Source organism: Streptomyces sp. NPDC048566 (genome assembly GCF_043199735.1).
Taxonomy (GTDB): domain Bacteria; phylum Actinomycetota; class Actinomycetes; order Streptomycetales; family Streptomycetaceae; genus Streptomyces.
Map to the genome: position 1 here is coordinate 525,038 of NZ_JBICWL010000002.1, position 12,186 is coordinate 537,223.

General features: G+C 73.2%; 9 protein-coding genes. 6 read left to right on the forward strand and 3 right to left on the reverse strand.

The genetic code is table 11. The annotated features are described in order from the left end of the window. Nucleotides 1-101: 101 nt before the first annotated feature. Nucleotides 102-2,078: a threonine--tRNA ligase gene (gene thrS, locus ACGFS9_RS06230; protein WP_393251129.1), complete on the forward strand. Its 1,977-nt coding sequence runs from the start codon at nucleotides 102-104 to the stop codon at nucleotides 2,076-2,078. Between the two features lie 41 nt (nucleotides 2,079-2,119). Here the strand turns inward: thrS and ACGFS9_RS06235 are convergent, their stop codons facing one another. Next, nucleotides 2,120-2,779, reverse strand: coding sequence for a potassium channel family protein (locus tag ACGFS9_RS06235; protein ID WP_393251130.1), 660 nt, complete (start codon nucleotides 2,777-2,779; stop codon nucleotides 2,120-2,122). 67 nt (nucleotides 2,780-2,846) lie between these two features. Between ACGFS9_RS06235 and ACGFS9_RS06240 the strand changes: the two genes are divergently transcribed. Then, the gene (locus ACGFS9_RS06240; RefSeq protein ID WP_393251131.1) at nucleotides 2,847-3,401 is read left to right on the forward strand and encodes an HIT family protein; all 555 of its coding nucleotides are present in this window, start codon (nucleotides 2,847-2,849) and stop codon (nucleotides 3,399-3,401) included. A gap of 457 nt (nucleotides 3,402-3,858) precedes the next feature. Here ACGFS9_RS06240 and ACGFS9_RS06245 read toward each other — a convergent pair whose 3' ends face one another. Beyond that, nucleotides 3,859-5,526, reverse strand: coding sequence for a hypothetical protein (locus tag ACGFS9_RS06245; protein WP_393251132.1), 1,668 nt, complete (start codon nucleotides 5,524-5,526; stop codon nucleotides 3,859-3,861). Between the two features lie 157 nt (nucleotides 5,527-5,683). After that, on the reverse strand, nucleotides 5,684-7,879 hold the full coding sequence (locus tag ACGFS9_RS06250) for an elongation factor G-like protein EF-G2 (protein ID WP_393251285.1): 2,196 nt from the start codon (nucleotides 7,877-7,879) through the stop codon (nucleotides 5,684-5,686). A 248-nt stretch (nucleotides 7,880-8,127) separates the two neighbouring features. Here ACGFS9_RS06250 and pgsA point away from each other — a divergent pair, with 248 nt between their 5' ends. From pgsA to ACGFS9_RS06270, 4 genes are all read left to right on the forward strand, one after another. After that, nucleotides 8,128-8,847: a phosphatidylinositol phosphate synthase gene (gene pgsA, locus ACGFS9_RS06255; protein ID WP_393251286.1), complete on the forward strand. Its 720-nt coding sequence runs from the start codon at nucleotides 8,128-8,130 to the stop codon at nucleotides 8,845-8,847. Further along, nucleotides 8,844-9,857 carry a phosphatidylinositol mannoside acyltransferase gene (locus ACGFS9_RS06260; protein WP_393251133.1) on the forward strand — a complete coding sequence of 338 codons (1,014 nt, stop codon included), beginning with the start codon at nucleotides 8,844-8,846 and terminating at the stop codon, nucleotides 9,855-9,857. The genes pgsA and ACGFS9_RS06260 overlap by 4 nt, the downstream gene beginning before the upstream one ends. Then, nucleotides 9,854-11,014, forward strand: a complete 1,161-nt coding sequence (locus tag ACGFS9_RS06265) for a glycosyltransferase family 4 protein (protein WP_393251134.1) — start codon at nucleotides 9,854-9,856, stop codon at nucleotides 11,012-11,014. The genes ACGFS9_RS06260 and ACGFS9_RS06265 overlap by 4 nt, the downstream gene beginning before the upstream one ends. A 437-nt stretch (nucleotides 11,015-11,451) precedes the next feature. Beyond that, nucleotides 11,452-11,997 (forward strand): hypothetical protein, encoded by a 546-nt coding sequence (locus ACGFS9_RS06270; protein ID WP_393251135.1) that lies wholly within the window; start codon nucleotides 11,452-11,454, stop codon nucleotides 11,995-11,997. The last annotated feature ends 189 nt before the right edge of the window (nucleotides 11,998-12,186 follow it).

Sequence of the window (12,186 nt, forward strand, 5' to 3'; positions counted from 1 at the left end):
CCACAACCCTTTCGCGGAGGGGTCCCGGGGCTCGGTAGGATTCGGGCATTGCCACGCCGTGCCGTAGACGGTGTGGAGTCGCCTTCAGTCAGGAGAGTCCGGTGTCAGACGTCCGTGTGGTCATCCAACGCGATTCCGAGCGGGAAGAGCGCGTGGTGACGACGGGCACGACGGCCGCCGAGCTCTTCGCCGGCGAGCGCACCGTCGTCGCGGCCCGGGTGGCCGGCGAGCTGAAGGACCTCGCGTACGAGGTGAGGGACGGCGAGGAGGTCGAGCCCGTCGAGATCTCCTCCGAGGACGGCCTGAACATCCTGCGCCACTCCGCCGCGCACGTCATGGCCCAGGCCGTGCAGGAGCTCTTCCCCGAGGCCAAGCTCGGCATCGGGCCGCCGGTCAAGGACGGCTTCTACTACGACTTCGACGTCGAGCGGCCCTTCACGCCGGAGGACCTCAAGGCCGTCGAGAAGAAGATGCAGGAGATCCAGAAGCGCGGCCAGCGCTTCTCCCGCCGTGTGGTCACCGACGAGGACGCCCGCGCCGAGCTCGCCGCCGAGCCGTACAAGCTGGAACTCATCGGCATCAAGGGCTCCGCCTCCTCCGACGACGGCGCGGACGTCGAGGTGGGCGGCGGCGAGCTGACCATCTACGACAACCTCGACGCCAAGACCGGCGAGCTGTGCTGGAAGGACCTCTGCCGCGGTCCCCACCTGCCCACCACCCGCAACATCCCGGCGTTCAAGCTCATGCGCAACGCCGCCGCCTACTGGCGCGGCAGCGAGAAGAACCCGATGCTCCAGCGCATCTACGGCACCGCCTGGCCCTCCAAGGAGGAGCTGAAGGCGCACCTCGACTTCCTCGCCGAGGCCGAGAAGCGCGACCACCGCAAGCTGGGCAACGAGCTGGACCTGTTCTCCATCCCGGACCAGATCGGCTCCGGCCTCGCCGTCTTCCACCCCAAGGGCGGCGTCGTCCGCCGGGTCATGGAGGACTACTCGCGCCGCCGGCACGAGGAGGAGGGCTACGAGTTCGTCTACACCCCGCACGCCACCAAGGGGAAGCTCTTCGAGACCTCGGGCCACCTGGACTGGTACGCCGACGGCATGTACCCGCCCATGCAGCTCGACGAGGGCGTGGACTACTACCTCAAGCCCATGAACTGCCCGATGCACAACCTGATCTTCGACGCGCGCGGCCGCTCCTACCGCGAACTGCCCCTGCGCCTGTTCGAGTTCGGCACCGTGTACCGGTACGAGAAGTCCGGCGTCGTGCACGGTCTGACCCGTGCCCGCGGCTTCACCCAGGACGACGCGCACATCTACTGCACCAAGGAGCAGATGGCGGAGGAGCTCGACAAGACGCTCACCTTCGTCCTGAACCTGCTGCGCGACTACGGCCTCACCGACTTCTACCTGGAGCTGTCCACCAAGGACCCGGAGAAGTTCGTCGGCTCGGACGAGATCTGGGAGGAGGCCACCGAGACGCTGCGGCAGGTCGCCGAGAAGCAGGGACTCCCGCTGGTCCCGGACCCCGGTGGCGCCGCCTTCTACGGCCCGAAGATCTCCGTGCAGGCCAAGGACGCCATCGGCCGGACCTGGCAGATGTCGACCGTCCAGCTCGACTTCAACCTGCCCGAGCGCTTCGACCTGGAGTACACCGGCCCCGACGGCACCAAGCAGCGCCCGGTCATGATCCACCGCGCGCTCTTCGGCTCCATCGAGCGCTTCTTCGCCGTCCTCCTGGAGCACTACGCGGGCGCGTTCCCGGCGTGGCTGGCACCCGTCCAGGCGATCGGCATCCCGATCGGCGACGCGCACGTGGACTACCTGCACTCGTTCGCCGCCGAGGCCCGCAGGAAGGGCCTGCGCGTCGAGGTGGACAGCTCCTCGGACCGCATGCAGAAGAAGATCCGCAACGCCCAGAAGCAGAAGGTGCCCTTCATGGTCATCGCGGGCGACGAGGACATGGCGGCGGGCGCCGTCTCCTTCCGCTACCGCGACGGCTCGCAGGAGAACGGCATCCCGCTCGACGAGGCGATCGCCAAGATCGCCCGCGTCGTCGAGGAGCGCGCACAGGTCTGACACACCGCCGCGCGGCGGTGTGCGCGAGGCCCCCGGGAGGCTCAGCCCCCCGGGGGCCTCGCGTCGTCCCCCTCGCGCGCGAACACCTGGAGCAGCCAGGACGAGAACGACCCCGTGACCGCTCCGAGCAGCGCCAGGCCGCACGCCATCACGGCGACGGCGATGACGCGTCCCCGGACGGTCACCGGCGTCACGTCCCCGTACCCCACCGTCGCCAGGGTGGAGGCCGCCCACCACACGGAGTCGCCGAAGGTGCGGATCGTGGCGCCCGGCGCCTGGTACTCCGCCTGGTAGACGGCGAGCGCGCCGCCGAAGCCCAGCAGCAGGACCGCGATGCTCGCGTAGAACATCACGCGGGCGTACAGCGGCAGCCGGGGTTCGCCCCTGCGGCGCAGCACCGCGTCGTAGAGCCGGACCACGCGCAGCGGCCGCAGCAGCGGCAGCACGAGGACGACCGTGTCCAGGACGTGGGTCCGGACGAAGCCGAGACGCCGGCCGCTCAGCCGCCACAGGACCAGGTAGTCGACGACGAACATGGCCCAGCTGACCGCGATCACGACGAGACAGACCTGGTGCCCCCAGTCGGACATCCCGTGCGCCAGCACGTGCACCGCGTAGGCGGTCAGGAACGCCAGCGACGCGATCTCCAGCGGTACCTCGGTGCGCCGCGTCCAGCGGCTCGTCGGGCTGTCCTCGTCCATGGCCCCAGCTTCGCCGCAGGCGCCCTTGCCCCGCCCCCGGCGACACGCCGCGAACGGGCGACGCAATATGCTGCACTCCATGACGAGTGAGCCGGAGCAGCAGATCGGAGTGGGGACGCGGGACGCGTTCCAGCGCCTGTGGACGCCTCACCGGATGGCCTACATCCAGGGCGAGAACAAGCCCACCGGGCCGGGGGCCGACGACGGCTGCCCCTTCTGCTCGATCCCGGCCAAGTCCGACGAGGACGGGCTGATCGTGCGGCGCGGCGAACAGGTGTACGCGGTACTGAACCTCTACCCGTACAACGGGGGCCACCTGATGGTCGTGCCCTACCGGCACGTCGCCGACTACACGGATCTCACCACCGACGAGACCGCCGAGCTGGGCGAGCTGACCAAGCAGGCCATGACCGCCCTGCGCACCGCCTCCGGCGCGCACGGTTTCAACATCGGCATGAACCAGGGCACGGTCGCCGGCGCCGGGATCGCCGCCCACCTGCACCAGCACATCGTGCCCCGCTGGGGCGGCGACACCAACTTCATGCCGGTCGTCGGCCACACCAAGGTCCTGCCCCAGCTCCTCGCCGACACCCGCACGATGCTCGCGGACGCCTGGCCCTAGTGCCGTGGCGGGCGTCGCGAGCCGGTGAACCTTTCCGGTCGGGGCGCCGGCCGTCGCCGCCGCACCGTCCACCGGCTCCCGGCGACGCCCGGCACGGCAGCGCGCCGCGTCGGCGCATCACCCGAGGACGTACGTCCGGTACGCGGGCGGTGACCCGCCGCGTGGTGCACCGGACCGGACGCCGCGAGCCGTCCGGCGCAGCCTTCCGCCCACGTCACGTCACGGCACCGCGGAGCGGGCCCGGTGCCGCGCCGGGCCCCCGGGGGAGTCGTCGCCTCCGTTCGAGCCGCGAGGCGAGGGGCGCCCCTCCGGCCCACCGCGGGCGCGCCGCCCGGGCCCTCCTGCGGTCGCCCGCCGCGGCATCGCAACGCGCACGGGGGCCGCGGCCGGACCGGGCTCCCGGCCGGCTCCCGGGCACGGCCGGCGGCGGCCGTCCGTGCTCCGCGGCCCCCCGACCCTAGGCGTCGTACAGATCGGCCTTGCGCGGGGACGCGTCCTGCACCGCGGTGCTGAGGAACGCGGAGCGGGTGCCGAACCTCTCGGTGTCCACGCCGTTCTCCTCCAGCACCCTGATCGCCGCCGCGTGCACCACCCGCAGCACGGGGGTCGCCGCCCGCAGCGCGTCGTCCGCCATGAACCGGTGCCGCCACGGCTGGTCGGCCCAGGCGTGCCTCAGTCCGAACGGCTCGGGCAGTACCAGTGAGCCGCCCAGCCAGTCCAGGACCGGCGGATACCAGCTGAGCGGGGCCCGGGCGGCGAGCCGGACCACCTCGTCCGCGGTGACCAGCGGCAGGCTGACCTTGCGGGTCTCCCAGAACCGGACGGTCTTGGCGACCTCCTTGGTCGGCGCCTCCGGCTTCGTGGTGAACAGTGGGTTCACCGGGCCCAGCGCGTGACCGGTGACCTCGATGCGCAGCGTCTCGTGCAGCACCGTCACCGTGATCAGCATGGTGATGACCAACTGGCCGTCCCAGAGCGTCCACTGCACCCCGAGGTAGTGCCGGTCGCCGCTGCCGAACTGCTGCTTGTTGCAGATCTCCTGGATGGCGTGCGTCTTGACCGTGTAGGCGTCCACGTCCGTGCCGCCGGGCCGGGACACCGCCTTGGCGTTCTCCCCGACCGGGGTGACCACCCAGTGCCGGATCGAAGGAGCCGGGAAACCACCGGTGTTGAGCGGACCGCGCTCCAGCATGCGCAACTGGTCGTGGATGCTGCGGACGACGTCCCAGCTGCGGAACGGGTGGATCTCCTTGGCCGCGTCCCGGGGCACCAGGTCCTCGGCGAGCTGCCAGCTGCCCCAGCGCGTTCCCATGCCGAGGATGCCCTTGGGGCCGGCGTAGAACACCGCGTTGGACTGCTGCTCGGCGCCGAGGCGGGCGAGGGACTGGCGCAGCCGCTCGGCGGCCGACTCACCCGGGCTGCCGGGGACCGCCTCGGGGATCTTGGCGCCGAGGGCGCCGCCCGACAGGAGGCTGTCCCAGCGCTCCCGCAGGTCCTTGGCCGTGCGCTCGCAGATCCGCTTCGCCCACAGCCACCCCACGACGGGCAGGACCACCGACGCGCGCCCGTACCAGCCCCAGAACCCGGTGAACGGCATCTTCAGCAGGAAGAGCACGCCGAGCGCGCCGGCGGCCAACAGCAGCGTGGTGCCGAGAGCCGAGGCGCGCTTGTTCTCGCTCTTGGCGATCTGCGTGCGGATCGTGAAGACCAGCAGCCACACCACGAGGCCCGGCAAAAACAGCAGCCCGCACAGCACCATGACGGCGGACAGCCAGTTGTCCCGCTGCCGGCGGATGTTGGTCGCCGCCAGGCAGTGCTCCACGATCACCTGCGGCTCGGTGCCGAAGGACTGGATCAGCGGCTTGCGGCCGACGCCCAGCATGCGCCCGGCCACGGCCGTCGCGAACGCCTCGCCCAGATTGGGGGCGAGCAGCTTGAGCCGCGGCGGCTTGACCGTGGACTGGTGCCATTCGTTGTCGGCCTTGAGGATCTCCGCCACCGGACTGTCCCGGTACGCGGCCGAGGCGAGGGCGAAGGTCGCCGCCGTCTGGCCCGCGGAGCCCGTGAGCGGCACCTGTGCCCCAGGAGTGAAATCGAAACCCTCGAACGCCACTTCCGCCCCCATCGCCGCCGCCCCCGCTTCTGCGGCCTTCCCGACTTCGGTGCTCCGCACACCTGTTGATCAGGTCATCGTCTTGATCAGGTTCCCAGGGTAACGGCCGTGGCCGGCATGCGTCGGCGGACGGCCCAAGCCGCCCGCCGGCGCATGCCGCGGCGCGTCCTCAGGACTCCGGGGCCTGTTCGCGCAGTCGTTCGGCGACCTGCTGCGGCATCGGTTCGTGCCGCACGTAGCGCCGGTCGAAGCGCGCGGTGCCGTGCGAGAGGGACCGCAGGTCGATCGCGTACCGCCCGATCTCGATCTCCGGCACCTCCGCCCGGACCAGCGTCCGTCCGCCGCTCGCCTGCTCGGTGCCGACGACCCGGCCACGCCGGCCCGACAGGTCGCTCATCACGGCGCCCACGTAGTCGTCGCCGACCAGCACGCCCACCTCGGCCACCGGCTCCAGCAGGTGGATGCGGGCCCCGGCGGCGGCCTCGCGCAGCGCCAGAGCGCCCGCCGTCTGGAAGGCGGCGTCGGAGGAGTCCACCGAGTGGGCCTTGCCGTCGCGCAGCGTGATCCGCACGTCGATGAGCGGGTGGCCGGCCGCCACCCCGCGGGCCGCCTGCGCGCGCACCCCCTTCTCCACCGACGGGATGAACTGCCGGGGCACGGCGCCCCCGACGACCTTGTCCACGAACTCGATCCCCGAACCGTTCGGCAGGGGCTCCACGTCGATCTCGCAGATCGCGAACTGCCCGTGCCCGCCGGACTGCTTGACGTGCCGCCCCCGCCCGGAGGCCGGGGCCGCGAACGTCTCCCGCAGCGAGACCCGGTGCGCGACGACGTCGACCTGGACGCCGTACCGGTTGCGCAGCCGCTCCAGGGCCACGTCCGCGTGCGCCTCGCCCAGGCACCACAGGACGACCTGGTGGGTGCTCTGGTTCTGCTCCAGCCGCATGGTCGGGTCCTCGGCGACCAGCCGGGCGAGCCCCTGGGAGAGCTTGTCCTCGTCCGCCTTGCCGTGCGCCTCGATGGCGAGCGGAAGCAACGGGTCGGGCATCCGCCAGGGCTCCATGAGCAGCGGGTCGTCCTTGGCCGACAACGTGTCCCCGGTCTCGGCGCGGCCCAGCTTGGCCACGCTCGCCAGGTCGCCCGCGATGCAGTGGGTCAGCGCGCGCTGCTGCTTGCCGAACGGCGCCGACAGCGCGCCGATCCGCTCGTCGACGTCGTGGTCCTCGTGGCCGCGGTCGGTGAGCCCGTGCCCCGAGACGTGCACGGTCGCGTCGGGGCGCAGGGTCCCCGAGAACACCCGGACCAGGGAGACCCGGCCGACGTAGGGGTCGGACGCGGTCTTCACCACCTCCGCGACGAGCGGCCCGTCGGGATCGCACGCCGCCACCTCGCGGGGCGCGCCGTCCGGTGTGGTCACCGCGGGCGCCGGGCGCTCCAGCGGCGTCGGGAACCCGCCCGTGACCAGCTCCAGCAGCTCGATCGTGCCGAGGCCCTGGCGGGCGCCCTCGGCGGCCGGGGCCGCGGCCAGCACCGGGAAGAAGCTGCCGCGGGCCACGGCCCGCTCCAGGTCCAGCACGAGCGTCTTGAGGTCGACCTCCTCGCCGCCGAGGTAGCGGTCCATGAGGGTCTCGTCCTCGCTCTCGGCGATGATCCCCTCGATCAGCCGGTTGCGGGCGTCCGCGATGAGCTGCCGCTGCCCCGGGCCGGGTTCCGCCTCCGCGCGCTCCCCGGAGGAGTAGTCGAACAGCCGCTCCGTCAGCAGGCCGATCAGCCCGGTCACCGGCGCGTGCCCGTCCGGTCCCTCCGGGCCCCGCAACGGCAGGTAGAGCGGCAGCACGGCGTCCGGATCGTCGCCCCCGAACGCCTCGGCGCAGATCCGGGTCGTCTCCTCGAAGTCCGCCCGGGCCGATTCGAGGTGGGTGATCACGATGGCCCGCGGCATGCGGACGGCCTCGCACTCGTCCCACACCATCCGGGTCGAGCCGTCCACCCCGTCCGAGGCCGAGACGACGAAGAGGGCCGCGTCCGCGGCGCGCAGACCGGCCCTCAGTTCCCCGACGAAATCCGCGTACCCCGGGGTGTCCAGCAGGTTGACCTTGCAGCCGCCCCAGTCGACGGGCACCAGCGAGAGCTGCACCGAGCGCTGCTGCCGGTGCTCGATCTCGTCGTAGTCCGAGACGGTTCCGCCGTCCTCCACGCGGCCCGCCCGGTTCACCGCTCCCGCCGTCAGCGCGAGAGCCTCCACCAGCGTCGTCTTGCCCGCTCCGCTGTGGCCGACCAGCACCACGTTCCGCACGGACGCGGGGTGGTCGGCCGCCGTGGCCCTGCCGGCGGCTCCGGGGTGTGCGTTCGCCTTGTCGCCCATGGCCTTGCCTCCCGTGCACGGTGAGGTCACTGTGGGCGCGGACACGCCGAATTCCCTGCCCGGACACCGTCCGGGTCCGGCCGGCGAGGGCGGCTCCGGTGACGCCCGCGGTGTCTTCGAGCTTCGCACTCGGGTCACGGCGCGTCCATACGGCGGACGTGATCGCGCCATCGCCCGCACGGGCGCCGCCCGGCCGTGACACGGGGGTGCGGGTGCCCGGCCGCCGCGGCGGCGCCCGCGTGACTACGATGGGGCGGCCGGTGGCCAGCAGGGGCCCTCCGGCGACACCGACCCTCGGGAAGGCCATGCTGAACAAGTACGCGCGTGCATTCTTCACGCGTGTCCTCACACCGTTCGCCGCGTTTCTCATCCGCCGGGGGGTGAGCCCCGACACGGTCACCTTCCTGGGCACGGCCGGTGTCATGGCGGGCGCGCTGGTCTTCTTCCCCCGGGGGGAGTTCTTCTGGGGCACGATCGTCATCACGCTCTTCGTGTTCTCCGACCTCGTCGACGGGAACATGGCGCGCCAGCTCGGCCGTTCCAGCCGGTGGGGCGCCTTTCTCGACTCCACGCTCGACCGGGTGGCCGACGGCGCGATCTTCGGCGGCTTCGCGCTCTGGTACGCGGGCGGCGGCGACGACAACGTGCTGTGCGCGGTCTCGATCTTCTGCCTGGCCAGCGGCCAGGTGGTGTCGTACACCAAGGCCCGCGGCGAGGCGATCGGCCTGCCGGTCGCCGTCAACGGGCTCGTGGAGCGGGCCGAGCGGCTCGTGATCTCCCTGGTCGCCGCCGGACTCGCGGGCCTGCACGCGTTCGGCGTGCCCGGCATCCAGGTGCTGCTGCCGATCGCGCTGTGGATCGTCGCCGTCGGCAGTCTCGTCACTCTGGTGCAGCGCGTCGTCACCGTGCGCCGCGAGTCCGCCGAGGCGGACGCCGCCGCGGCCGCGGGCAGCGAGGCCGCGTCGTGACCCGGCTCCGGGACCGGTTGGTGGACGGCGCCTACGCCGCCGGCTGGAGCACCGTCAAGAAGCTCCCCGAGGCGGTCGCGGTGCGTCTGGGGCGCACCGTCGCGGACGTCGCCTGGAAGAGGCGCGGCAAGGGCGTCCGGCGGCTGGAGGGCAACTACGCCCGCGTGCTGCCCGACGCGACACCGGAGCGCCTCGCCGAACTGTCCAGGGCCGGCATGCGCTCCTACCTGCGCTACTGGATGGAGTCCTTCCGGCTCCCCGCGTGGAGCGCGGACCGGGTGCGCGGCGGGTTCGCGCCGAAGGACCTGCACCACCTGACCGACGGGCTCGCCGCGGGCAGGGGCGTCATCCTCGCCCTGCCGCACATGGCGAACTGGGACCTCGCCGGTGCCTGGGTCACCACCGAACTGCGCACTCCCTTCACGACCGTCGCCGAGCGTCTCAAGCCCGAGTCGCTGTACGACCGCTTCGTCGCCTACCGCGAGGGCCTCGGCATGGAGGTGCTGCCGCACAGCGGCGGCAGCGCCTTCGGCACGCTGGCCCGGCGGCTGCGCGACGGCGGCCTGGTCTGCCTGGTCGCCGAACGCGACCTGTCCTCCTCCGGCGTCGAGGTGCGGTTCTTCGGAGAGGCCACCCGGATGCCGGCCGGACCGGCCCTGCTCGCCCAGCAGACCGGCGCCGCGCTGCTTCCCGTGACGCTCTGGTACGACGACTCTCCCGTCATGCAGGGCCGGGTCCACCCGCCCGTCGAGGTGCGCGCGTCGGGCACCCGCGCCGAGAAGACGTCCGCGATGACGCAGGCCATGGCCGACGCCTTCGCGTCGGGGATCGCCGCCCACCCGGAGGACTGGCACATGCTCCAGCGGCTGTGGCTCAAGGACCTCGACCCCGGCAAGGCGCCCGGGGAGCACCGCGGGCCCGACGCCGCCGCGGGTCACCCCGGCGCCCCGGAGACCGCGGCGGCACCCCGCGACGCGGCCCCGGTGACGTCCGAGAAGAGGACTCCGTGAGGATCGGCATCGTCTGCCCCTACTCCTGGGACGTCCCCGGGGGCGTCCAGTTCCACATCCGGGACCTGGCCGAACACCTCATCGGCCTGGGGCACGAGGTCTCCGTCCTCGCCCCCGCGGACGACGACACCCCGCTGCCGCCGTACGTCGTGTCGGCGGGCCGGGCCGTCCCCGTGCCCTACAACGGGTCCGTGGCGCGGCTGAACTTCGGCTTCCTGTCCGCGGCGCGCGTACGGCGCTGGCTGCACGAGGGCACCTTCGACGTGGTCCACATCCACGAGCCCTCCTCGCCGTCGCTGGGCCTGCTGACCTGCTGGGCCGCCCAGGGCCCGATCGTGGCGACCTTCCACACCTCGAACCCGCGCTCCCGGGCGATGGTGGCCGCGTACTCCATCCTCCAGGCGGCGCTGGAGAAGATCAGCGCGCGCATCGCGGTGAGCGAGTACGCGCGCCGCACCCTCGTCGAGCACCTCGGCGGTGACGCCGTCGTCATCCCCAACGGCGTCGACGTCGACTTCTTCGCCCGCGCCAAGCCCCGGCCCGAGTGGCAGGGCGACACCATCGGCTTCATCGGCCGCATCGACGAGCCCCGCAAGGGGCTGCCGGTGCTGATGAGGGCGCTGCCGGCGATCCTCGCCGAGCGTCCGCAGACACGGCTCCTGGTCGCGGGACGCGGCGACGAGAAGGAGGCGGTGGAGTCGCTCCCCGCCGAGATGCGCTCGCGCGTGGAGTTCCTCGGCATGATCAGCGACGAGGACAAGGCCCGCTTCCTGCGCAGCGTGGACCTGTACGTCGCGCCCAACACCGGCGGCGAGAGCTTCGGGATCATCCTCGTCGAGGCGATGTCCGCCGGCGCGCCGGTGCTCGCGGCCGACCTCGACGCCTTCTCCCAGGTCCTCGACCAGGGCGCGGCCGGCGAACTGTTCGCCAACGAGGACGCGGACGCCCTCGCGGCCGCCGCACTGCGGCTGCTCGCCGACCCCGAGCGCCGGGCCGAGCTGCGGGAGCGGGGCAGCGCCCACGTCCGGCGCTTCGACTGGTCGACGGTCGGCGCGGACATCCTCTCCGTCTACGAGACGGTGACGGACGGAGCGGCGGCGGTGGCCGCCGACGAGCGCACGGGCCTGCGCGCGCGGTTCGGCCTGGCCCGGGACTGAGCGGGCCGCCGGAACGCCGGGAGCCGTCCGCCCCTGCCGGGCCGCTCCCCGTCGCGGGCCGGCCGGTCCCTCGCCGCCCCGCCCCGCCCCGCCGCTGCCGTCCGGCACTGCTCCGTCGACGGGCTCCCCATCAACGCCTGACGCGCCTGGTCGGTGTCCGGTGTTTCCGTGTTCTTGGCGGTGGGCCGGCCGGTCCCTCGCCGCCCGCCCCGCCGCTGCCGGATCGGCGGCCCGGGGTTCCGGGGCCCGGCGGGCCGAGGACCGGGGAACGGGGGAGCGCCCCGGACATCCGCACCGTGGCCGTCCGGTGACGGCGGACCACCGGTCGTCCGCGGAGCGCCGAAGCGGCGGCCCGCCCGGCACCCCGCTCGCCCGCCGCGAAGGGCGCACGACGGGCCCGCGGGAGCGGCGCCGCGGGCCGGGTAGCCTTGCGGCCCGTGACCGCAACCCTCATCTGGATCCTCGTCGCGCTCGTCGCGATCGGCCTCTACCTGAGCTGGACCGCAGGGCGGCTCGACCGCCTGCACGCCCGGATCGACGCGGCCCGCGCCGCCCTCGACGCGCAACTGCTGCGGAGGGCCTCGGTGGCGCAGGAACTGGCCACCTCCGGCGTGCTCGACCCGGCCGCGTCGATCGTCCTGTACGAGGCGGCCCACGCCGCGCGGCAGGCCGAGGAGGAGCAGCGCGAGGTGGCCGAGAGCGAGCTGAGCCAGGCCCTGCGGGCCGTCTTCGGGGAGACCCAGCAGGTCGAGGCGGTCCGCGAGGTGCCCGGCGGCGAGGAGGCGGCCGGCGAGCTGGCCCAGGCGGTCCGGCGGGTGCCGATGGCGCGGCGCTTCCACAACGACGCGGTCCGGGCCGCCCGCGCCCTGCGCCGGCACCGCAAGGTCCGCTGGTTCCGGCTCGCCGGACACGCCCCGTTCCCGATGGCCTTCGAGATGGACGACGAGCCGCCGGTCGCGCTGGCGGAGCGCCCCGCCGGCTGAGCGGCCGGGCGGCCGGGCGGAGGCCCGCCGGCGGAGCGGCCCCGCCGTGGCGCGGGCGGCGGGGACCCCGGCGGCCGGAGCGCGAGGGCCGTGCGCCGGCCAAAACGATCCACCGCCTTTTCATTGGCCCTTGCAGTGGACTGGCCGCCTCGCGTTTCCTCGACAGAGCACAAACCCTCTTTCACCCAG

What these genes read in the sequence shown, in the direction of transcription:
- ACGFS9_RS06235 (WP_393251130.1), bottom strand. Translation starts at nt 2,779, where the DNA reads ATGGACGAGGACAGCCCGACGAGCCGCTGGACGCGGCGCACCGAGGTA.
- ACGFS9_RS06240 (WP_393251131.1), top strand. Translation starts at nt 2,847, where the DNA reads ATGCTGCACTCCATGACGAGTGAGCCGGAGCAGCAGATCGGAGTGGGG.
- ACGFS9_RS06245 (WP_393251132.1), bottom strand. Translation starts at nt 5,526, where the DNA reads ATGGGGGCGGAAGTGGCGTTCGAGGGTTTCGATTTCACTCCTGGGGCA.
- ACGFS9_RS06250 (WP_393251285.1), bottom strand. Translation starts at nt 7,879, where the DNA reads ATGGGCGACAAGGCGAACGCACACCCCGGAGCCGCCGGCAGGGCCACG.
- pgsA (WP_393251286.1), top strand. Translation starts at nt 8,128, where the DNA reads ATGGGGCGGCCGGTGGCCAGCAGGGGCCCTCCGGCGACACCGACCCTC.